The following is a 21,842-nucleotide window of genomic DNA, read 5'->3' on the forward strand; positions in this document are numbered from 1 at the left end:
GAGTTAAAAAGTACTTAAAAACCACGAAAACAAAGCATTATTTACCTATACAAAAATCGTTGAAAATACTGCCCAATATCTCTTCAACATCAACTTTTCCAACAATCATACCAAGATGTCTAGTAGCTAACCTTAAATCTTCTGCGGCTTTATCAAAATCTTCAACTTCATTTTTTTTATGAAAATTTTTAAGATGCTCTAAACATTGTTCAAGATGTTGTCTGTGTCGTTCTCTGGTAATTAAAATATCATCAGTTGTTATAAATGTATTTTTTAAATTATATTTTATTTTTGAAATTAATTCATCGATGTTTAGATTTTCTTTAATTGAAATTAATACATGATTAAATTTTTTAACTTCAGGATCAATATCACCCTCCAAAAGATCTGATTTATTTATTACTAAAATAGCATTTTGATCTAACAAACCCTTCAAAACATCAGTAAAATCAAGGTTTTTGGCATCAATAACTACCAACTTTAAATCAGCTTCTTCTGCTCTATTTAAAGATAATTTAATACCTTTCTTTTCAATTTCATTTTTAGATTCTCTTATCCCGGCAGTATCAGAAACAATTACTGGATAACCATCTATATTAAGATGAGTTTCAATTACATCTCTTGTTGTTCCCGCAATCTCTGAAACTATGGCAACATCTCTATTTGATAAATGATTTAAGAGACTAGACTTACCTGCATTGGTTGGTCCAAGTATTGCAATCTTAAAACCTTCTCTTATTCTTTCTCCAACTTTTTGATCATCTAAAATTTTTTCAATATTTATTAAAACTTCATTTGAACTTTTTTTAATTTTTTTCAAAATATCATCTGGTAAATCTTCATCTGGAAAATCTATTTTTGCTTCAACATGAGATAAAATTTTTAAAAGTTTTTCTCTTAATAAATTAAATTGATCAGCAGATTTTCCATTCATAATTTTAATCGCTTGCTGTCTTTGAATTTCAGTTTCAGAAGAAATTAAATCTGCAACGCTCTCGGCTTTAAGTAAATTTATTTTTCCATTTTGAAATGCTAGTTTCGTAAATTCACCTGGTTCAGCTAAACGGCAATTTTCAATATTTGAGATAGAGTGGTGTAAAGCATCAATTACAGCCTTACTTCCATGTACTTGTATTTCAGCCATATCTTCACCTGTGTAGCTCTCTGGCCCAGGAAACCATAGTATTATACCTTCATCAATTAGCTCAGAAGTATTGATTTTACTTATTTTTCTTAACGTTGCCACTCTTGGTTTTGGAACGTTTTTACCAGTTAATAATTCTATAACTCTTGAGGTTTCTTTTCCTGAAACTCTTACAACAGCTATTCCTGAAATTCCTGGTCCAGTTGATAAAGCGTAGATACTCATTTCTAAATTATATCTTTAAATTTAATAATTAAAATAACTTACTTAACAAATTAAGTAATTTTTTTAATATTTATAAAATTAAATTTTTTCTAAAATACTAAAAAAATCTTGAGAAAATTTTTTAGTATTAAATAAAGGTGTCTCATATGATGTGCTAAATATTTTTTTTCTCAATTTTGATAATTCTTCCTGATCATCTGCAATATTTTGCGCCTTTAAGATATAATCCTCTTCATTGTTACCTATTAGATTTTCTATACCTAAATTTTTAATAATTGATTCTCCGCATCGTGAATTAAAATTATATCCTTTCATGGTTATAACGGGAACACCCATAGAAAGTGCTTCAAATGTTGTTGTTACACCATTATATGGAAATGTATCTAAGGCAATATCTATCTTTTTATATAAATTATAGTGACTTTCTAATTTTCTTTTTTCTAGAAATATAATGGAGTCAATTACCCCATATTTTTTAAATTCTTTTTTTAAAAAACTCTTATCGATTTTTAATGAAGATTTTAAAATTAATTTAGAATTTTTAACTTTCAATAAAATTTGAGACCATACGTAAATAACTCTATCATTTATTTTGTTAAAATTATTGAATGAACCAAAGGTTATATTTTTTTCTTTTATACATGGGGTATCTGACTGAGATCTAACTGAATTAAGCCCAGAATGACAATTCCAAATATTTGGCAGATATATTATTTTCTCAGAATAACATTTTCTCTCTTCTTCATAAATTAAATTTTTATCAGCAATTAAATAATCCATATTATCTAAACCCGATGTATTGCAATATCCCAGCCAAGAGATTTGTTTTGGTGCCAATCTATTTTTAAATAAAGAAACTCTATTAAATGAAGTCACACCAGTAATATCAAACATTATATCAATACTATCCCTTCTAATTAAATTGAAAGCTTCAATATCTTCTAAATTAGAAATATTTATAGATTTTTTTGCTAGACTTTTAAATTCATTGGTATTCGCATCTTCTATTGAATTATCTAAATATAAATAAATTTCAAATTTATCTTTATTATAATTATTGAATATTGTTTCTAAAAAATAAGTAATTGAATGTTTCTTTAAAATTTCAGAAGATAAAAAGCCTATCCTAATTTTACTATTTTTTTTTTTGTTTAATTCTATCAAGTTACTTGGGTTAAAATTTTCAATTTTATCTGAAAATAATTTTGAATATTTTAAAAATTCTACTTGTGTCCAACTCTTCTTATAATTGTTAAAAAAGATCCACAAAGCAAATCTACTTAAATCTAAATCACCTTTTTCAAATTGTTTTTTTAAATAAAACAATGTTTTATTTAAATTTCCTTGGTATTGATAAACTCTTAAAATTGATGAAACTAATTTTTCATTATATCCAAAAGTAATTTCTGCTTCTTCAAATAAATCATTGGTTTGATTTAAAAAAATTGATGAATCATTAAATGTATCTTCCAGGGGGCTTTGTAAAGTATACAAATCAACTGATGTATTAATAAAATTAATTAATGCTTCTAGAGCAAAATTTGTTGTTTTTTCCTTTAAATAAGCCTGTTTAAAATCAGAAAGTGCTAAAATTAAAGAGCTTTTATCTTTATTATTAAATAACCTAGCAACTCCTAAAAGGTTTAATATTTGTGATGATTTATTTTGAAATGAAGATTGTATAAAAAAAATTAACTCATCATATTTTTTTTCTTTAAATAAACTTGATAACTTTAAAAGTTTTTCATCCATAACTAATTAGTTTATTTATTATAAAAGAAGTAAGAGTAAAAAAATATAGTTCTTTTAGGCAGGTTTGTTCATTGAATTGAAAAACTCAGCATTATTTTTTGTATCTTTGAGTTTAGAACTAATAAACTCGATAGCATCCATTGTTCCCATTGGGGCAATTATTCTTCTTAAAACATTCATTTTTTGAAGATCATTTTTATCAAATAATAATTCTTCTCTTCTGGTTCCAGATTTAGTGATATCGATTGCAGGATAAATTCTCTTGTCAGCAATTTTTCTATCTAAAACAGTCTCGCTATTTCCTGTTCCTTTAAATTCTTCAAAAATTACCTCATCCATTCTACTACCAGTATCAATTAAAGCGGTTGAGATAATTGTTAAAGATCCACCTTCTTCAATATTTCTTGCTGCACCAAAAAACCTTTTTGGTCTTTGAAGAGCATTCGCATCTACACCACCAGTTAAAACTTTTCCTGAGCTAGGTATCACTGCATTATAAGCTCTTCCCAATCTTGTTATCGAATCCAATAATATAACAACATCCTTTTTATGTTCTGTTAATCTTTTTGCTTTTTCAATAACCATCTCGGCAACAGCAACATGGCGTTGTGCTGGCTCATCAAAAGTAGAGCTAATAACTTCACCCTTAACAGTTCTTTGCATATCTGTAACTTCCTCAGGACGTTCATCGATTAATAAAACCATCAAATAACTTTTTGGATAATTCTTAGCAATTGAGTTTGCAATACTTTGTAAGATCATTGTTTTACCAGCCTTTGGTGGTGAGATAATAATAGATCTTTGCCCTTTTCCAATTGGGCTTACTAAATCAATTAATCTAGGCGTTAAATCTGGTTTTTTTTCAATTTTTGTTGTCTCTACCTCCATGACCATTTGTTGATCTGGATAAAGAGGTGTTAAGTTATCAAACGCAATTTTATGTCTTGCTTTTTCTGGTTCTTCAAAATTTATTTTACTAACTTGGAGTAGCGCAAAATATCTCTCACCTTCTTTAGGAGCTCTAACTGGTCCTTCAACAGTATCTCCTGTTCTTAAACCAAATTTTCTAATTTGACTTGGGCTAACATAAATATCATCTGGTCCAGGTAAATAGTTTGACTCCATTGCTCTTAAAAAACCAAATCCGTCTTGCAATAGTTGCAAAACACCAGCACCAGTAATTTCCTCTTTTTCTGCAACTTTTTTCAAAATAGCAAAAAGAATTTCCTGTTTTCTTAGTGTACTAGCATTTTCAATACCTAGCTCTTCCGCTTGAGTTATAAGTTGTTCAGACGATTTTAATTTTAACTCTTGGATGTTCATGATTTGAATTTTTAAGGACTTTAAAGATGATACTAATATATATGCTACAATTGTTATTTCAACCCTAGATTGGCTTAAAAATAACTAAAAAAACTATAAAAATGAGCATTATTGTAGGAACTTCATTAATTATTCTAAAGAATTTTGATGATCTGGTATTAGAATTATTTTTTAAAGATACAAGGCATTTTCCAAGGTAATCATTATAAGCTGACAACAGAATGACTAGAACAATTTTTATTTGCATCCAGAGTTGAGAAAATATTTCTATCCCATTTAAATAGATAAGAACCAAACCAAAGATCCAGGTGAAAATCATTGCAGGGCGCATTATGTAATTAAAAAGTTTCTTTTCCATTACTTCAAAAATATCAGTAGCTTCTTTTTTTTCTTTGTTCTCAACATGATAAACAAAAATTCTTGGAAGATATAAAAGACCAGCCATCCACGAAACAACAGCTATCAGGTGTAAACTTTTAAATAACAGATAACTATTCATAATTTAAACATGGGCATTTAATAAATTTGTTTGGACATTGTATTTTTGGAGGAAAAAGCTCTTCATTAAAATTATAATCTTGTTTCTTAATAATTAGATCAGACATTGCTTTTATATAATTTTCATTAGTACCCAGTGCTGGAACTCTTGTATAATTTTTACATCCATTTTTATCAGCTAACTCTTTATATTCTATGTCTAATTCAACTAGAGTTTCTGAATGTTCAGATACAAATGCTATAGGGACTAAAATAATATGTTTCCCTAATTTTGAATTTTTAATAATAATATCTTCTGTGGATGGACCAATCCATTTTAAAGGTCCAACACGACTTTGATAACTTAAAATCCAATCTAGATTTTTAATATTAAGAGATTTGACAATTTTATTCACAGATTGTTCTACTTGCCATTGATAGGGATCACCTTTTTTTATATTTTTTTCTGGCAAGCCATGCGCAGAAAAAATTAATTTAAAATTTTTTAGTTTATCAATTTTTTTTATTATCTCTTCTTTATGAGCTAAAATGAAATTCTCATCTGTGGGGTAACAACAAATTGTACTTGTTTTAATTTTAAAATTATTTTTTTTACATATATAATTCCATTCTTTTATTGATGAACCTGATGTTGCTGCCGAGTATTGAGGATATAGTGGCATTAATATAATTTCGTCTGGATTAAAATTTTTTACATTTTTTAAAACTTCCTCTGCTCTTGGATGCCAACATCTCATAACAACGAAACACTTATACTCTGAGTTTTCATCATCAATATTCAACTTTAATTCAAGAGCTTTCGATTGTTCCTCTGTTAATTTTAAAATAGGAGATGATCCACCAAGTTCTTGGTATATTTTTTTTGCAGTAGGGGCTCTTCTGTTTGAAATTAACTTGGCTAAAGGATACCTTAAAATAGTGGGCAAATTTAATATTGCTGGATCATTAAATAAATTAAATAAAAATGGTTCCACATTTTCTAATTTATCTGGACCTCCTAAATTAAAAAGGATTACTGCTTTTTTCATTGATAATCTTTTACAGTATTAACTAAATATTCGAACATATTAGGGTCAGTTTCAGGCAAAACTCCATGTCCTAAATTAAAGATATATGGATGATCTTTAAATACATCTAGATATTTAGTTGTTTCTTTTTTTAATTTTTCTTTATCTGTAAGTAATATTTTAGGATCAAGCCCACCTTGAATAGGAATTTTTATATCATTTAAAATTTTTTTTGGATTAATATTATAGTCAATACCAACAGCATCTGGTTTAACAATTTCACAAAATTCTTTATAATTTTTAATTTCTCTAGGAAAACAAATAACAGGAGTGTTTAAGGATTTTACATAGTTAACCAAGTTAAGAGTGGGCGAATATATATAATTAGGTAAATCTTTTTCTTCTAATAAACCTGCCCAACTATCAAATATTTGTATTACATTTGCTCCATTATCAATCTGATTTTTAATATGTATTTTTAAAAATTTTTCTAGAATCAATAGAATTCTATTAATTAAAAAATCATTTTTGAAAAAATCTTCTTTTAATTTTTTTTTAGGAGATTGTTGATTAATTATATAAACAAGTAAAGTCCATGGTGCACCCACAAAGCCTATTGTATTTTTACCTTTTACTATATCATCGGTACTTACTTTTTTAATTGCTTTGTATACTGGATAAACCTTTTGAATAAAATCAACTTCATCTAATCTAGACATTTCATCAATATTTACTTCGCCAAGTTTAGGGCCAAAACCTTTTTCAAATTCAACTTTCTGATTTAAACCATATGGAAGCATTAAAATATCTGAAAAAATTATTGCAGCATCCAAATTAAATCTTTTTAAAGGTTGTAGTGTAATTTCTGATGATAAATTTTCATTTAAGCATAAATTTATGAAATTTGGATTTAATTTTCTTATTTCTCGGAATTCAGGAAGATATCTTCCGGCTTGCCTCATAATCCATATAGGATTAATTTTAGTGTTTTTATTTACTATTACTTCGTGAAGTGGCGTCATATTAAAATAATATATATAATTATTGTATTAGTATTATGTATTGTGAATATTGATGATAAGTATTTTTTAACATTTTATTAACAATTTAATAACAATTATTAATTGTTTAAATTGTTTAAATTGAAGCTTTTTAAATATTTATTCAATAAATTGTATAATTTTATTCATATGTTTGTTAATGTGAATAAAACCCTTATTTTACAATGATTATTAACCATTATTTAAATTGAGTAATTTTATTAAAATAATACAAATTTATTAATAATTTATTCATGAGTAATACATATCAAATTTATCTTATATCTGATTCAACTGGTGAGACGCTTGATAGAATTTTCTTAGCTTTAAAAGCTCAATTTAAAAATATTGATTATAAAGTGCATTCTTATTCTTTCACTAGAACCCAAAACCAAATCCTCAAAATTCTAGAAGATGCAAAAAAGAATGAAAATTCTGTAATTCTTTACACAATCGTAGACAATAATTTAGCCAAATATTTAGCGAATGTAAGTGATGAAAAAAAAATCCCTTGTTTTGGTGTCCTTGGAAATTTAATCTTAAATTTTTCAAAAATTCTTAATCAAAAGGCATCTCATGAACCTAGTGGCCAACATGCACTTAATGACGAATACTATGAGAGAATAGAAGCAATACAATTTACAATGAATCATGATGATGGAAACCTAGTGGGTGATATAGAAAAATCAGACATCGTATTAGTTGGTGTAAGCAGAACGAGCAAAACACCCACATCAATTTATCTTGCAAACAAAGGATTTAAAACTTCAAATATACCACTTGTAAATGAAAATTCTTTACCCAAAAAACTTAGAGATAATCCACAGTTAACTTGTGTTGTAGGTCTAAACACAGAACCAGAACGCTTAGTTGATTTAAGAAAAAATAGAATGACCTCTTTGAAAGAAACTGAAAACATAAAGTATACAAATATAGAAAATATCAAGAAAGAAATTATTGATGCAAAAAGGACTTTTCAAAAATATAAATGGCCATCAATTGATGTTACTAGAAAATCAGTAGAGGAAACTGCTGCTTCAATAATAAAAATACACGAAATATATTTAAATAATGTCAGATAAGCTTATTCTTGCTTCTAAAAGCAAGGTCAGGAAAGAAATATTAGATAAACACAATTTACCTTGTGAAGTTAAACCATCAAATGTTGATGAAGATGTTGTAAAAGAAAGCCTCATCAAAGAATTAGCTTCACCAGAACTTATTTCAAAAAATTTAGCTGAACTTAAAGCTAATAAGGTTAGTTTAACCCAGAAAGATCAACTAGTTTTGGGTGCTGACAGTGTAATAGATTTAGACAACGAATTGATATCAAAACCCGAAAATAGAGAAGACGCTTTTATAATCTTAAAAAAACTTAACGGGAAAAAACACCACTTAATAAGCTCTGTTTGTATTTCAAAAAACGGCTCAATGATTTGGAATTATACTGATAAAGCTCAGCTTACAATGAAAAATTTCTCAAACGAAGATTTAAAAGATTATTTGTCAAAAATAACAGACGAAGCGTTATATGCTTATAATGTTTATCAAATTGAAGGAGAAGGAAGAAATTTATTTTCAAATATTTCCGGAGACGAAAACACTATAATGGGATTGCCCGTATTAAAAATTAAAGAATATTTAAAAACTCAACAATGAAAAAATTTATAGTCATAGGAAATCCCATAGAACATTCATTATCTCCGCTATTACACAATTACTGGATTAAGAAAAATAATATTGATGCAATTTATGATAAGCAGAAATTAAATGAAGATGAATTGGAGCAATATATTTTACAAATTAAAGAAAAAAAAATAAGCGGTATTAATGTTACTGTACCATTTAAAAAAGCTATTATTCCATTTCTAGACGAATTAAGCATTGAAGCCGAGAGCACACAATCAGTTAACACTATCTATTTAAGAAACAACAAAGTAATGGGACACAATACAGATATATTTGGTTTCGAAATGAGTATTCAAAAATCAAAATATAATCTTAAAGATAAAGAAGTTTTAATATTGGGGGCTGGGGGGGTTGTTCCATCAATTATTTTTGCATTAAATAAAATGAAAATTTCTAAAATTAAAATAAGCAATAGAACAAAAGATAAAGCAGAGAATTTAAAAACAATCTTTAAGAATATAGAAATAATAGAATGGGGTGAAGCTCCAAATTTTGATATGATTATTAATGCAACAAGTTTAGGTTTAAAAAAAGAGGATAAAATAGATCTTGATTTATCATCAACTTCTAAAAATAAATTTTTTTACGATGTTATTTATAATCCTATAGAGACAAATTTTTTAAAAATTGGAAAAAGCTTAGGCAACATAACTTTGAACGGTAAATCAATGTTCATTTATCAAGCACTTTCAGCTTTCAACATTTGGCACGGACTAAAACCCGATGTTGATGAAAATATAATTAAACTTTTAGACCAATGATTAAAATTGGAATTTTAGGCGATATAGGTTCTGGCAAGAGTTACGTGTCTGAAAATTTTGGTTATCCAGTTTTCAATGCTGATTACGAGGTCTCAAAATTATATCAACAAAATAAGAATGTTTTTAATAATTTAAAAATAAAATTACCAAGATATATCCATTCATTTCCTATAAATAAAATAGAAATTACTAATGCAATTTTAGCTAATAAAAATAATTTAAACAAGATTATTAAAATTGTTCATACCGAAATAAGAAAAAAAATGAATTTATTTTTAAAAAAAAATAAAAATTCAAAAATTGTTATTTTAGATATTCCATTATTATTAGAAAATAAAATTAATAACAAAAACGATATATTAGTGTATGTACAGGCTTCTAAGTTTAATATTTTAAAAAGATTAAAAAAAAGAAAAAACTTCAATAAAGAATTAATGAAAAAATTTAAAGCTGTACAGTTACCAATTAGTTATAAAAAGGAAAAATCACATTTTATAATCAAGAATAATTTTACAAAAAAATCAGTTAAAAATGGTATAAAAACTATATTAAGACAGATTAGATAAATGAAAGAAATAGTATTAGACACGGAAACAACTGGTATCTCAGTCAAGGATGGACATAGAATTGTTGAAATTGGTTGTATCGAATTAGAGAATTTAATTCCAACTAAAAATAGATTTCATTGTTATCTAAATCCAGAGAGAAAAGTGTCAGAAAAAGCTCTAAAAGTACATGGTTATACAGATGAATTTTTATCTAACCAAAAAAAATTTAGTGAAATTGGAAATGAATTTTTAAATTTTATTAAACATAAAAGACTTGTAATTCATAATGCAGAATTTGATTTGGCTCATTTAAACAATGAATTATCTTTATTCGGTAAAAAAAAAATATCTAATGAGATAATTGATACTTTAACTTTAGCTAGGGATAAATTTCCTGGATCTCCGGTTAGCTTAGATGCGCTGTGTAAAAGATATAGAGTCGACAACTCAAAAAGAACACAACATACTGCATTAATTGACTGCGATTTATTAGCAAAAGTTTATATTAATTTAATTGATCAAAAAGAACCTAGTTTAAATTTTCAAAATTATGATCAAGAAAACGAAGAAAAAACTAATCTTAATGTCTCTTATTTTAAAAAAGTTATTAAACCTAGCCCAGAAGAACTTAAAAAACACAAAGATTATTTAAAAAATAATTTAAAAAAAAATTATTTTAATTAAATCTTTGATTATAAAGCTTTTCAAAATCAACCCTTTTTTCGAATTTTATTCCTGGATAACCAGAATTATGAAGAAGATCTAACAGAGATTTTTCTAAATCAGGATAAATTTTAATTTGTACATCGCACAATATAATTTTTTCTAGATCTTTCTTTTCCTTAATTTCTTCGCCTACTTTAATTATTGTTGAGAAATTTATTTCAAAGTAAGATTTCTTTTTATTTTCTTCTTTATCTTCAAATTTCATCATCGTATTAATTTCTATCATCTTATCTTTCAATGCCTTGGAGCTAATATCTATACCTAGTTGATATTTAGAGATATGGTCTCTAACAAAGACATAAGTTTCGATGTCAGGGGTTTCACTTGACATATCTTTTATATATCTGCCTAAAATCTTATAATTTTCGCTCATCATCATCCTCTATATCTTCAAAATCTCCATCTATGAAATTATTTTTTCTAGTTTGTTTTTTACTATATTTTTTAGCAAAACTTGTAAAAATTAATTTTCTGGTTATTGGAAAAATTATTAAAAAACCAAATATATCAGTAGCAAATCCGGGAATTATTAAAAGTAATGCAGCGAATGCAATTGCAGCTCCAGATAACATTTCGTAAGTTGGGGCTTCATTTTTACTTAGCTGTATAAAACCTGATCTCAGAGTATTGAGACCCTCGTATTTAGCGTAGTAAATTCCAACTATTGCTGTTGTAAATATAAGTAAAATTGTTGTAATTGCTCCAATTTGTGATCCTATTTTAATCAACAGATAAATTTCAATAATTGGAATTAAAATTATTGATAATAAAATTGAGTTCATTTGTCCTTAATCTAAATTGCTGGTTGAAATTAATCAACATAGTAATTAGTATATAAGTATGAACTATAGTTTTGAGTACATTGATATAATCCTACTTGCAATGATCGCTGGGTTTATCTTCTTACGATTGAGAGGGATACTTGGTAAAAGAACAGGTTTTGAGGGAAAAGCTCCGCCACAATTCAAAGAAGTTTTAAAAGATATCAATTTAAATCAAACACCAAAAGTAAATGAGAAATTTGATGACGAATCCCAAAAAGAATTTTTAAACGGTGCTAAGATTGCGTATGAAACGATAATTACAGATTTTAGCGACAATGATAACAAAATAACAACAAGTAAGCCGCTTCTTAACAAAGAAATCTATGATCAGTTTAGTGAGGCTCTAAAAAAAAGAAGTGATAGAGGTCATTATGCTGAAATTACTTTTATAGGTATAAATTCTGCAGTTATTAAAGAACACAAAAAAATAGATAAAATTTTAAATGTTACAGTAGATTTTATTGCTGAAGTAATCACTTGTATCAAGGATAAGGATAAAAAAATTATATCTGGTGACCCTGAAAAAATAAAAAAAATTTATGATACCTGGGTTTTTTCAAGAGATGTTACCTCAATTAACCCGAATTGGAAACTAGTTAATATTCTAACTTAATTGAATAATAATATTTCAGATAAAGATAAGAAAGATTGGGAAAATTTTCTCTCTAATAAAGAACCATTACCCAACAAAGATTTAAAAATTAAAAAAAAAATACCTTTAAAGATAAAGTCTCTAGATTTACATGGATATACTCTTGAGCAAGCAAATATAGCTATTGAGGATTTCATTATTAAATCTTATGAAGATAAAACTAACAAATTAATTATAGTTACTGGAAAAGGAATCCATTCTCAAAATGAGAAAGATCCTTATGTTTCAAAAGATTTAAGTATTTTAAAATATTCAGTACCAGAATTTATTTCAAAAAATAAAAATTTAATGAATATTATTAATGATATACAAGATGCAAAAATAGAAGATGGTGGTAGTGGAGCATTTTATATTTATCTAAAAAAAAAATGATTGTTTGGCTCGCGTCATATCCTAAAAGTGGAAATACATTATTGAGATCAATGTTAGCAGCATATTTATTCTCAAATGATGGAAATTACTTTTTTGGTTTAATAAAAAATATAAAACAATTTCCACACGGTGGTTTATTTATGAAATTAGGAATTGACATAAAAAATCATAATGAAACAATTAAGAATTATATAAAGGTCCAAGAAACTTTTAATAAGAAAAATGCAGTACAATTTTTAAAAACACATAGCTATCTTTTTAATTTTAATAAACAACATCCTTTTACAAATTTTAATAATTCTTTGGGAGTGATTTATATTGTTAGAGATCCTAGAAATGTTGTCAGCTCATTTTCTAAGTTTCGTAATACTACGATTGAAAATGCTGCTGAATTTATGATTAAATCATCAGGCGATGGTTTTACCTGGACAAATACTTGGTCTGATAATTTTAATAGCTGGAAAATATTTAGAGAATATAAAAGATATATGCTAATAAAATATGAAGATTTAATAGAAAATCCTAAACTAATATTTTTAAATGTATTAAAATTTATTTATAAATTAAATAATACAAAGTTTGAATTAGATAAAAAAAAATTTGACAATGTAATCAAAACAACAAGTTTTGATGTTATGCAAAAATTAGAAAAAAAAATAGGTTTTGGCGAGGCTACCATTGATGATAAAACTGGAGAAAGAATACCTTTCTTTAACTTAGGTCCTAAAAATAACTGGAAAAAATCTCTAGACTCAAAAATTAGATATAGATTAGAAAAAGCTTTTAAAAAAGAAATGGAAGAGCTTGGTTATTTGTAAATAATTTTTAGAGAATAAATTTTGATAGATCGGTATCTTTAACTAAATTATCTAAGTTATTATTAATATATTCTTTATTTATAATAATTTTTTCACCCGAACGATCAGTAGCAGTAAAACTAATATCATCTAAAATTTTTTCAATAATCGTGTGCAATCTTCTTGCGCCAATATTTTCTACTGTTGTATTTACCTCAGAAGCAATATTTGCTATTGCATCAATTCCATCATCTGAAAATTCAAGGTCTACATTTTCTGTTTTTAGAAGAGCAACGTATTGTTTAATTAAGCTAAAATCTGGTTCTCTTAAAATTCTTTTAAAATCATCGCTACTTAACGCTTCTAACTCTACTCTTATGGGCAATCTACCCTGAAGTTCAGGAAGTAAATCAGATGGTTTGGCAAGTTGAAAAGCTCCTGAAGCAATGAACAATATATGATCAGTTTTAATTGGACCATGTTTAGTATTTACAGTTGTACCTTCTATCAACGGCAATAAATCTCTTTGGACACCTTCACGGGATACATCTCCACCAACTCTATCAGTTCGTGCGGATATTTTATCAATTTCATCTAAAAATACTATTCCATTATTTTCAGTAGATAATTTTGCAGCCTTAACAATTTTATCCTGTTCGATGAGTTTATCAGACTCATCATTAATTAAAATTTCATGGGACTCTTTGACAGTCATTTTTTTCTTTTTTTCTTTGTTGCCCATTGATTTACCAATCATCTCCCCAATATTGATCATGCCAACATTTGCTCCTGGCATTCCAGGAATTTCAAAAGATGTATTGTTTGATCCTATATCACTTACAGAAATCTCAATTTCATTGTCATCTAAATCACCATTTCTCAGTCTTTTTCTAAAACTTTCCCTTGTTGCTAAACTCGCTTTTTTACCAACCAAGGCATCTAAAACTTTTTCCTCAGCAGATTTTTGCGCTTGAGCATGAACCTCTTTTCTCATTTTTATTTTTTCCATACCAATAGCTATTTCAATCAAATCCCTTACTATTTGTTCAACATCTCTTCCAACGTATCCAACTTCAGTAAATCTTGTGGCTTCAACTTTTACAAATGGTGCTTCCGCTAATTTTGATAGTCTTCTAGAAATTTCAGTTTTACCAACACCAGTTGGACCAATCATCAAAATATTTTTAGGCAAAACTTCGTTTTTCATCTCACCCTTAAGTGCCTGTCTTCTCCATCTATTTCTTAATGCAACAGCAACTGCTTTTTTGGCTTTGTTTTGGCCGACTACGAATCTATCCAATTCAGAAACTATTTCTCTTGGAGAGAGGGAACTCACTAAAGAACTTTCTTCTTTAGTGTTTTTATCTTTAGGAACCAAAGGAGTTACGTTTGAGTTTTCCATTATATTTTTAAAACCTTGATATTATCATTTGTAAATACGCAAATTTCTGAGGCAACTTTAATAGCTTTTTTTGCAATTTCCTCTGCGCTTTTATCTGTTTCCATTAAAACTTTTCCAGCTGCTAATGCATAATTACCGCCAGAACCAATTCCAATAACATCACCTTCTGGCTCTAAAACATCCCCAGTTCCTGAAATTATATAACTATTATCTTTGTCACCAATAGCCATTAATGCCTCTAGTCTTCTTAAATATTTATCTGTGCGCCAATCTTTAGCCAGCTCAACTGCAGCTCTAGATAAATTGCCGGCGTGTTTTTCAATTTTAGCCTCTAATCTTTCAAATAAAGTCAATGCATCTGCTGTTGATCCAGCAAACCCTGCTACTACATCTCTTTTTTCAATTTTTCTAATTTTTGAAGCAGTGCTTTTAACTACAGTATTTCCCATACTTACCTGTCCATCTCCAGCTACTACTACTTCATTATTTTTTCTAACTAGTACAATTGTTGTCATTCTTAATAAATGGTAATTATTTTTGATACTTCAAGTGTTTATACTGATATTGATATAGAGGGATTATGTATGTATACCTCTTGAATATATGGCTAGAAAAGGAAAAGTATCCAGAAAAACTAAAGAAACCAGTATTAATGTAGAAGTTAATATTGATGGGAAAGGTCAATATAAAATTGATACCGGAATTGGTTTTTTAGATCATATGCTTGAGCAATTATCAAAGCATTCACTTATTGATTTAAAAGTAAAAGCAAAAGGAGATACTCATATTGATCTCCATCACACAACAGAAGACACAGGAATTGCAATAGGAGAGGCCTTGAAAAAAGCTGCTAAAAAATTTGTTGGGATTAAACGTTATGCGCATAGAGTAATTCCGATGGATGAAACTTTAACTAGGGTTGCAATAGATGTTTCAAACAGACCTTATTTAATTTGGAAAGTAAAATTAAAAGTTGAGAAACTTGGCGAGATGGATACTGAATTATTCAAGGAGTGGTTCCAAGCATTTTCTCAGTCAGCAGGTATTACAATGCATGTTGAAAATATTTATGGAGACAATAGCCACCACATTATCGAGTCTTGTTATAAGGCTTTAGCAAGATCATTAAGAGAAGCATTAGAGATGGACCCAAGAAATAAGAAAAGTATTCCATCCACTAAAGGCTCGCTATAAGTTTAATGAACATCACAATTGTTGATTATAATTCGGGCAATATCAGCTCGGTAATAAACTCGTTTAGTGAAGTTGCTAAAGACAAAGTAAATATCGAAGTTACTTCAGATTTAAATAAGATTAAATCTACCGATAAGGTAGTATTACCAGGGCAGGGTTCGTTTAAGAGCTGCGTTGAGGCTTTAAATAGTATTAATGGTTTAGTAGATACTTTGAATGAATTTGTAATTAGTAATAAAAAACCTCTTCTTGGAATTTGTGTTGGATTACAAATGTTTGCAGATATAGGATACGAAGAAACAGAAACTAAAGGCTTAGGCTGGGTACCAGGCAAAGTATCAAAAATAGATAATCAAGATGGAAAATATAAGCTTCCTCATATTGGCTGGAATCAAATAAATTTAATTAAGGATAGTAAAATTTTTAAAGATATAAAAAATAATTCTCATATGTATTTTGTTCATAGTTATGAATTTATCCCTGAAGATAAAAGTGTGATATCAGCAACAACAGATTATTCTTCAAATATTGTTTGTTCTGTTGAAAAAGAAAATATTTTTGGAACTCAATTTCATCCTGAAAAGAGTGACAAAATGGGACTTAAAATAATTAATAACTTTATAAATTTATAAAATGAAAATATTTCCAGCAATAGACATTAAAGACAAGAAATGTGTGAGGTTAGTTAAAGGAGACTTTGATAATAAAACTGAATATGAAATGTCACCAGTCGAACAAGCTGGTAAATATAAAGATCATGGTTTTAAAAATTTACATATAGTTGATTTAGATGGAGCTTTAACAGGTGAAACAGTTAACCTAAATATTATTCAAGAAATAGTAAGTAAATTTGATTTAAAAATTGAAGTAGGTGGTGGCGTTAGAACCATTCATAATATTCATAAATATACTGATGCTGGTGTAGAAAAAGTTATTTTAGGAAGTGCTGCTATAAAAGATAAAAATTTTCTAAAAGAAGCATGTTTAAAATTTCCTAATAAAATTGCTTTAGGATTAGATGCTAAGGATGGTTATCTTTCTGTATCTGGCTGGAAGGAAAATTCTAACCAGTTGACTTTGGATTATTTGAAAGAAGTAAATGACTATGGTGCTAGTAGATTAATTTATACAGATATTAATCGAGATGGTATGAAGCTAAGCCCTAATTTTGATGAAACCTTGAAAGTTGCTGATATTTCAAATTGTCCAGTGATTATCTCAGGTGGAGTTTCCTCAATTGATGACATTAAAAAAGCCAAAGAATTAAACAACAAGAATATTGAAGGTATTATAGTTGGAAAAGCAATTTATGATGGTGATATTAAGTTAGAGGAATTAGTGAAGGAATTAGATGCTTAAAAATAGAATTATACCTTGCCTAGACGTTAAAAATGGTCGTGTGGTAAAGGGTATTAACTTCATTGATCTAAAAGATGCTGGAGATCCAGTAGAGCAAGCTAAGATTTATTCAGATGGCGGGGCAGATGAAATTTGTTTTTTAGATATTACTGCTTCAAATGAAAACAGAGAAACTATTTATGATGTGGTAAATAGAACATCTAAAAAATGTTTTGTTCCGTTGACTGTTGGAGGTGGAGTTAGAAGTGTTGATGATATTAATAAGTTATTAAATTGTGGAGCAGATAAAGTTTCAATCAATACTGCAGCAGTTCAAAATCCAGAGGTAATAATTGAAAGTTCAAAAAAATTTGGATCTCAATGTATTGTGGTAGCAATTGATGCAAAAAAAAATCAAGATAAATGGGAAATTTTTACTCACGGAGGAAGAAATAATACGGGGATAGATGCAATAGAGTTTGCAAAAAAAATGGAAGAAAGTGGTGCAGGTGAACTATTAATAACGTCAATGGACAGAGATGGTACTCAAGTAGGTTATGATATTGAGCTAATGTCGAATATATCTTCAAAAGTAAATATTCCAGTAATTGCATCTGGTGGTGTTGGTAATTTGGATCACTTGGTAGATGGAATTAAATTGGGAAATGCTAGTGCAGTTTTAGCTGCATCTATATTTCATTATGGAAAACATTCAGTAAAAGAGGCTAAGGAATATTTGGATTCAAAAGGAATTCCTGTTAGAATTTAATATGCTTGATACATTAGAAAACTTAATCAAACTCGCTCGAGAAAGAAAATCAGTCCCAGTTGATGGATCTTATACAAATAAACTACTTTCTGATAAACTGTTAAGTAAAGCAAAAGTTTTAGAAGAAGTTGATGAGTTGATTGAGGCAGTAGAGGAAAATTCTAATATAATTCATGAAGCTGCAGACGTATTTTACCATTTGTTAATGTACCTCGAAGCGAATGAAGTAAAAATTGAAGAAGTAATGTTGGAGTTAGAAAAAAGAAAAAAATGAGCTATGACAATAATAATATCTTCGCAAAAATTTTAAAAGGAGAGATACCTTGTAATAAAATTTATGAAGATGATTTTGTTTTATCTTTTTATGATATCAATCCTCAAAAAAAAATTCATGCTTTAATCATTCCAAAAGGAAAATATGTTGATCTAGATGATTTTAGTTCAAATGCCTCTCCAGAAGAGATGGTTGGGTTACTGAAGGGTATAAATATGGTAGCTAAAAAGCTAGGCATTTCAACAGAAGTAGGTAATGGTTACAGAGCACTCTCAAATATAAGCAATGATGGTGGTCAAGAGGTTCCACACTTACATTTTCATTTATTTGGAGGTGAAAAAGTTGGAAAAATGGTTGAGTGACTCAAGAAGTTCAAAGAAATTATTTACAAATAAACTCAATTCAAGATCTGAATGAAGTTGTTGATCCTTCTGAAGATTATTCTTTAAATTTATTAAAGCCAATTAATTTTCAATTAAATAAATTTTTTTATAAAAATATTGGAAAAAAACATAAATGGATTGATCGATTGATTTGGACAGAAAATCAATGGATAGATTATACTTCTAGTGAAAATGTCAAAACATATGTATTTAAATATAAAAATGATTTAGCCGGTTTCTTTGAATTGATTTTTCATAGTGAAAAAAAAGAAGTTGAAATTGCTTATTTTGGTTTGTTAGAAGAATTTCAAAATAAAAAGCTTGGATCATATTTATTATCTCAAGCAATTAAAAAATCTTTTGATACAAATATTAATAGAGTTTGGCTTCATACATGCTCTTTGGATCATAAATATGCTTTGAATAATTATATTGCTAGAGGTATGAGAATATTTAAAACTGAAACTATAAGAATTTAGTTTTGTGTAGGTAATTTAAATAATTTTTTATCAACTTGTTGATTTAATTGAATAGAGGAAAGATAAGTAACATTAACATTTTGATAAATATCTTTCGTCTGCCAACCAATTAAATTAAATGTTTTGTTATCAAAAAAAATATTTATCTTATTATCATTTTCTTCTATTATAAAATTTATATGGGTTTTATCTAATTTTTTTTCTTCTAAATTATATATTTTTCCGATTAAAAATTTTTTATCTAATATTAAATTTAGTGGTGTTTTGTTTAAGGGGTATCTATAAAAGCTAGTTCTAGTTTTAATTACTAATGATTTACCATTAGAAACTAGGATCTTATTATTTTTTTTATATTTACAATATATTTTCTTAGGATATTGAATTGTACAATTTCCATTTTCTATTTTTCCATTTATATTTTGTTCAAACTTGAAATTTAGATTTTCAGTATTTTGCAATTTTTCTATTATCTTATCTTTATCACTTGCTTGAGTGTTGGAAACCATGATAGAAAAAAATAAAATAAAAAAATATTTAAACATTAAAGCACATCTCTTTTACCAACATGGTTTGCCTTACTGACAACTCCATCAGCTTCCATCATATCAATAATTCTAGCTGCTCTATTGTAACCAATTTGAAGTTTTCTTTGTAAAAAAGAAGTAGATGCTTTTCCCTCTGAACGTATAATTTCTAATGCTTGTTGATATAGCTCATCTTTATCACCTTGGTTTTGATTATCTCCAATTTCTTTCTCATCAGCAAAGTTTAAAATTTCATCAATATAATCTGGTTCAGCTTGAGCTCTTAAAGAATTGTTAATTTTTTCAATTTCATTATCTGATACAAAGGGCGCATGTATTCTTATTATTCTATTAGCAGAGGACATATAAAGCATGTCTCCTTTACCTAGAAGTTGTTCAGCTCCTTGTTCTCCAAGAATAGTTCTACTATCTATTTTTGAGGTAACTTGAAATGATATCCTGGTAGGAAAATTAGCTTTAATAGTACCCGTAATAACATCAACACTTGGTCTTTGAGTTGCCATTATTATATGAATTCCTGCTGCTCTAGCCATTTGAGAGAGTTTTTGAATATAATTTTCAATTTCTTTACCAGCTACTAACATCAAATCAGACATTTCATCAACAACGACTACTATATAAGGCATGGGAAGTTTATGTTTAGCATTGTATCCATCGATGTTTCTGACACCTTCTTTTGTCATTAATCTATATCTGCTTTCCATTTCTTTCACCACCCAACCTAAAACTGAGGCTGCTTTTTTGGCTTCAGTAATTACTGGACACAGTAGATGTGGAATGCCCTCGTATGTTGATAGTTCAAGCATTTTTGGGTCAATTAAAATAAATTTACATTTATCTGGGGTATGTCGATAAAGAAGAGATAAAATAATTGTATTAATACAAACTGATTTTCCAGATCCTGTAGTTCCAGCAATAAGTAGGTGAGGCATAGAAGCTAAGTCTCCAACAACTGGCTTACCAGAAATATTTTTACCAAGAGCTATAGGTAATTTAATTTCTTTTTTCTTAAAGTCTGCGTTAGCTAAAATTTCGCTTAAATAAACATTTTCTCTTATATTTTTTGGAAGTTCTATCCCAATAGTATTGCTTCCAGGTATCGTAGCTATTCTTGCTGACTCTGAACTTGTATTTCTTGCTATATCATCTGATAGGTTTATTATTTTAGAAACTTTTACTCCAGCTGCAGGCTCAAACTCATTAAGAGTAACCACTGGGCCATGACTAACCTTTTTTATATTACCACTAACTCCAAAATCCATCAGTATTTTTTCTAAAAATTCTGGATCGTGAGTTTCATTTTTTTCAAAATTTTCTCTCTCCTTTTTTGTTGGAATCTTTAATAAATCAAGATTTGGTAATTTAAATTTTATTTTCGTTTCTGACTTATTTTCACTTTTAATAAATGGCAAATCCTCTTGAATAAGATTTTTAATTTCATCTTGTGGAATATACTCATTAATTACTTCACTTCTATCAGTATAGTTTCTTTGATCTTTTGAAAAGAAAGAAATAATTTTTTTTAAGTTAATAAAAAAACTTTTTACATTAAAATTAATACTAATTAAAAATAAAAATAAGATTAACAAGATTAATATATAATAAAATATATGTTCATTGGTTTTTATCAAAGAATTTAAAAAAGTAAGATTTAAATAACTTCCAACAAATCCACCATTACCATTTATATAGAGCACAAAATTCTCTGAATAAAAATAGGTAAGAAAAAAAGTACCAAAAATAATATAAAGGATAACAAAAAAAATATTTTCTATAATTAAAAAAAACTCTTTAGTTCTAAAAATGTTAATTCCGGTTATAATTAAAGTAATTGAGAATAAATATGCAACTAGTCCTATTGATTGTAAAAATAAATCAGATAAAAAACTTCCTTGAAAACCCAGTGCATTATTAATTTTAGTATTATCTGGAAAAATAAAATTAGGATCTTCAGGGGAATATGTTGATAGAGATATCAAAAGTATAATACCTGTAAAAAAAATGATAATACCAAAAATTTCTGCTAACCTTTTAATTGTGAAATTAAGTAATAGATACGCTGTTTTTTTTATGTTCATATAAATGAATCAATTTAATCAC

The 21,842-nt window shown here is 27.6% G+C and carries 27 protein-coding genes; 15 read left to right on the forward strand and 12 right to left on the reverse strand.

Translation table 11 applies throughout. From position 1 onward, the window contains the following. Positions 1 to 37: 37 nt before the first annotated feature. The 6 genes from mnmE to F754_RS0107045 form a co-directional block, all read right to left on the reverse strand. Positions 38 to 1,369: a tRNA uridine-5-carboxymethylaminomethyl(34) synthesis GTPase MnmE gene (gene mnmE, locus F754_RS0107020; RefSeq protein WP_023649208.1), complete on the reverse strand. Its 1,332-nt coding sequence runs from the start codon at positions 1,367 to 1,369 to the stop codon at positions 38 to 40. A gap of 78 nt (positions 1,370 to 1,447) precedes the next feature. Continuing rightward, on the reverse strand, positions 1,448 to 3,121 hold the full coding sequence (locus F754_RS07670) for a peptide transporter (protein ID WP_023649209.1): 1,674 nt from the start codon (positions 3,119 to 3,121) through the stop codon (positions 1,448 to 1,450). A gap of 54 nt (positions 3,122 to 3,175) precedes the next feature. Then, entirely contained in the window at positions 3,176 to 4,444 is a 1,269-nt protein-coding gene (gene rho, locus F754_RS0107030) for a transcription termination factor Rho (protein ID WP_023649210.1), read from the reverse strand. Positions 4,445 to 4,508: 64 nt separating this feature from the next. Then, on the reverse strand, positions 4,509 to 4,943 hold the full coding sequence (gene hemJ, locus F754_RS0107035; RefSeq protein WP_023649211.1) for a protoporphyrinogen oxidase HemJ: 435 nt from the start codon (positions 4,941 to 4,943) through the stop codon (positions 4,509 to 4,511). Continuing rightward, positions 4,936 to 5,970, reverse strand: a complete 1,035-nt coding sequence (locus tag F754_RS0107040; RefSeq protein WP_023649212.1) for a ferrochelatase — start codon at positions 5,968 to 5,970, stop codon at positions 4,936 to 4,938. The genes hemJ and F754_RS0107040 overlap by 8 nt, the downstream gene beginning before the upstream one ends. Then, a complete protein-coding gene (locus F754_RS0107045) occupies positions 5,967 to 6,971 on the reverse strand; it encodes a uroporphyrinogen decarboxylase (RefSeq protein ID WP_023649213.1) in 1,005 nt (334 codons plus the stop codon). The genes F754_RS0107040 and F754_RS0107045 overlap by 4 nt, the downstream gene beginning before the upstream one ends. A gap of 272 nt (positions 6,972 to 7,243) precedes the next feature. Between F754_RS0107045 and F754_RS0107050 the strand changes: the two genes are divergently transcribed. The 5 genes from F754_RS0107050 to dnaQ are packed head-to-tail and all read left to right on the forward strand — an operon-like array spanning position 7,244 to position 10,671. Beyond that, positions 7,244 to 8,071 carry a kinase/pyrophosphorylase gene (locus F754_RS0107050; protein ID WP_023649214.1) on the forward strand — a complete coding sequence of 276 codons (828 nt, stop codon included), beginning with the start codon at positions 7,244 to 7,246 and terminating at the stop codon, positions 8,069 to 8,071. Further along, the gene (gene maf / locus F754_RS0107055) at positions 8,061 to 8,648 is read left to right on the forward strand and encodes a Maf family protein (protein WP_023649215.1); all 588 of its coding nucleotides are present in this window, start codon (positions 8,061 to 8,063) and stop codon (positions 8,646 to 8,648) included. Before F754_RS0107050 ends, maf begins: the two co-directional genes overlap by 11 nt. Then, complete coding sequence (gene aroE, locus F754_RS0107060; RefSeq protein ID WP_023649216.1) at positions 8,645 to 9,439, forward strand: shikimate dehydrogenase; 795 nt, start codon at positions 8,645 to 8,647, stop codon at positions 9,437 to 9,439. Before maf ends, aroE begins: the two co-directional genes overlap by 4 nt. Further along, positions 9,436 to 10,005, forward strand: coding sequence for a dephospho-CoA kinase (gene coaE, locus F754_RS0107065; RefSeq protein ID WP_023649217.1), 570 nt, complete (start codon positions 9,436 to 9,438; stop codon positions 10,003 to 10,005). The genes aroE and coaE overlap by 4 nt, the downstream gene beginning before the upstream one ends. Continuing rightward, entirely contained in the window at positions 10,006 to 10,671 is a 666-nt protein-coding gene (dnaQ, locus tag F754_RS0107070) for a DNA polymerase III subunit epsilon (RefSeq protein WP_023649218.1), read from the forward strand. Here dnaQ and F754_RS0107075 read toward each other — a convergent pair. Together F754_RS0107075 and F754_RS0107080 are read right to left on the reverse strand one after the other, a co-directional pair. Then, positions 10,664 to 11,086, reverse strand: coding sequence for a protein-export chaperone SecB (locus F754_RS0107075; RefSeq protein ID WP_023649219.1), 423 nt, complete (start codon positions 11,084 to 11,086; stop codon positions 10,664 to 10,666). The two genes, dnaQ and F754_RS0107075, sit on opposite strands and share 8 nt — an antisense overlap. Continuing rightward, positions 11,070 to 11,495, reverse strand: a complete 426-nt coding sequence (locus F754_RS0107080; protein ID WP_023649220.1) for an FxsA family protein — start codon at positions 11,493 to 11,495, stop codon at positions 11,070 to 11,072. Before F754_RS0107080 ends, F754_RS0107075 begins: the two co-directional genes overlap by 17 nt. Before the next feature lie 58 nt (positions 11,496 to 11,553). On the opposite strand from F754_RS0107080, the gene F754_RS0107085 reads away from it, so the two are divergent. From F754_RS0107085 to F754_RS0107095, 3 genes are read left to right on the forward strand one after another with little or no spacing between them, the layout of a single operon-like run. Continuing rightward, the gene (locus F754_RS0107085) at positions 11,554 to 12,150 is read left to right on the forward strand and encodes a Tim44/TimA family putative adaptor protein (RefSeq protein WP_023649221.1); all 597 of its coding nucleotides are present in this window, start codon (positions 11,554 to 11,556) and stop codon (positions 12,148 to 12,150) included. Beyond that, the gene (locus F754_RS0107090; RefSeq protein WP_023649222.1) at positions 12,151 to 12,561 is read left to right on the forward strand and encodes a Smr/MutS family protein; all 411 of its coding nucleotides are present in this window, start codon (positions 12,151 to 12,153) and stop codon (positions 12,559 to 12,561) included. It abuts the gene before it with no gap. Further along, positions 12,558 to 13,379 (forward strand): sulfotransferase domain-containing protein, encoded by an 822-nt coding sequence (locus F754_RS0107095; RefSeq protein WP_023649223.1) that lies wholly within the window; start codon positions 12,558 to 12,560, stop codon positions 13,377 to 13,379. The genes F754_RS0107090 and F754_RS0107095 overlap by 4 nt, the downstream gene beginning before the upstream one ends. 7 nt (positions 13,380 to 13,386) lie before the next feature. On the opposite strand, the gene hslU is transcribed toward F754_RS0107095, so the two are convergent. Together hslU and hslV are read right to left on the reverse strand one after the other, a co-directional pair. After that, on the reverse strand, positions 13,387 to 14,694 hold the full coding sequence (gene hslU / locus F754_RS0107100; RefSeq protein WP_023649224.1) for an ATP-dependent protease ATPase subunit HslU: 1,308 nt from the start codon (positions 14,692 to 14,694) through the stop codon (positions 13,387 to 13,389). Between the two features lie 65 nt (positions 14,695 to 14,759). Beyond that, positions 14,760 to 15,275, reverse strand: a complete 516-nt coding sequence (hslV, locus tag F754_RS0107105) for an ATP-dependent protease subunit HslV (protein WP_023649225.1) — start codon at positions 15,273 to 15,275, stop codon at positions 14,760 to 14,762. An 88-nt stretch (positions 15,276 to 15,363) separates the two neighbouring features. Here hslV and hisB point away from each other — a divergent pair, with 88 nt between their 5' ends. The 7 genes from hisB to F754_RS0107140 are packed head-to-tail and all read left to right on the forward strand — an operon-like array spanning position 15,364 to position 19,197. Further along, entirely contained in the window at positions 15,364 to 15,954 is a 591-nt protein-coding gene (gene hisB, locus F754_RS0107110; protein WP_023649226.1) for an imidazoleglycerol-phosphate dehydratase HisB, read from the forward strand. A 5-nt stretch (positions 15,955 to 15,959) separates the two neighbouring features. After that, positions 15,960 to 16,586, forward strand: a complete 627-nt coding sequence (gene hisH / locus F754_RS0107115) for an imidazole glycerol phosphate synthase subunit HisH (protein WP_023649227.1) — start codon at positions 15,960 to 15,962, stop codon at positions 16,584 to 16,586. A 1-nt stretch (position 16,587) separates the two neighbouring features. Next, complete coding sequence (gene hisA / locus F754_RS0107120; RefSeq protein WP_023649228.1) at positions 16,588 to 17,313, forward strand: 1-(5-phosphoribosyl)-5-[(5-phosphoribosylamino)methylideneamino]imidazole-4-carboxamide isomerase; 726 nt, start codon at positions 16,588 to 16,590, stop codon at positions 17,311 to 17,313. Continuing rightward, positions 17,306 to 18,061, forward strand: a complete 756-nt coding sequence (gene hisF / locus F754_RS0107125) for an imidazole glycerol phosphate synthase subunit HisF (protein ID WP_023649229.1) — start codon at positions 17,306 to 17,308, stop codon at positions 18,059 to 18,061. The genes hisA and hisF overlap by 8 nt, the downstream gene beginning before the upstream one ends. Before the next feature lies 1 nt (position 18,062). Next, positions 18,063 to 18,335, forward strand: a complete 273-nt coding sequence (gene hisE, locus F754_RS0107130) for a phosphoribosyl-ATP diphosphatase (protein WP_023649230.1) — start codon at positions 18,063 to 18,065, stop codon at positions 18,333 to 18,335. After that, a complete protein-coding gene (locus F754_RS0107135) occupies positions 18,332 to 18,697 on the forward strand; it encodes a histidine triad nucleotide-binding protein (RefSeq protein WP_023649231.1) in 366 nt (121 codons plus the stop codon). Before hisE ends, F754_RS0107135 begins: the two co-directional genes overlap by 4 nt. After that, positions 18,694 to 19,197, forward strand: coding sequence for a GNAT family N-acetyltransferase (locus tag F754_RS0107140; RefSeq protein ID WP_023649232.1), 504 nt, complete (start codon positions 18,694 to 18,696; stop codon positions 19,195 to 19,197). Before F754_RS0107135 ends, F754_RS0107140 begins: the two co-directional genes overlap by 4 nt. Here the strand turns inward: F754_RS0107140 and F754_RS0107145 are convergent. Both F754_RS0107145 and F754_RS0107150 read right to left on the reverse strand, forming a co-directional pair. Next, complete coding sequence (locus F754_RS0107145) at positions 19,194 to 19,739, reverse strand: outer-membrane lipoprotein carrier protein LolA (protein WP_023649233.1); 546 nt, start codon at positions 19,737 to 19,739, stop codon at positions 19,194 to 19,196. The two genes, F754_RS0107140 and F754_RS0107145, sit on opposite strands and share 4 nt — an antisense overlap. Beyond that, positions 19,739 to 21,820, reverse strand: coding sequence for a DNA translocase FtsK (locus tag F754_RS0107150; RefSeq protein WP_023649234.1), 2,082 nt, complete (start codon positions 21,818 to 21,820; stop codon positions 19,739 to 19,741). The genes F754_RS0107145 and F754_RS0107150 overlap by 1 nt, the downstream gene beginning before the upstream one ends. Positions 21,821 to 21,842 lie beyond the last annotated feature (22 nt).

It is taken from the genome of Candidatus Pelagibacter ubique HTCC8051 (assembly GCF_000472605.1).
GTDB lineage: Bacteria > Pseudomonadota > Alphaproteobacteria > Pelagibacterales > Pelagibacteraceae > Pelagibacter > Pelagibacter communis_B.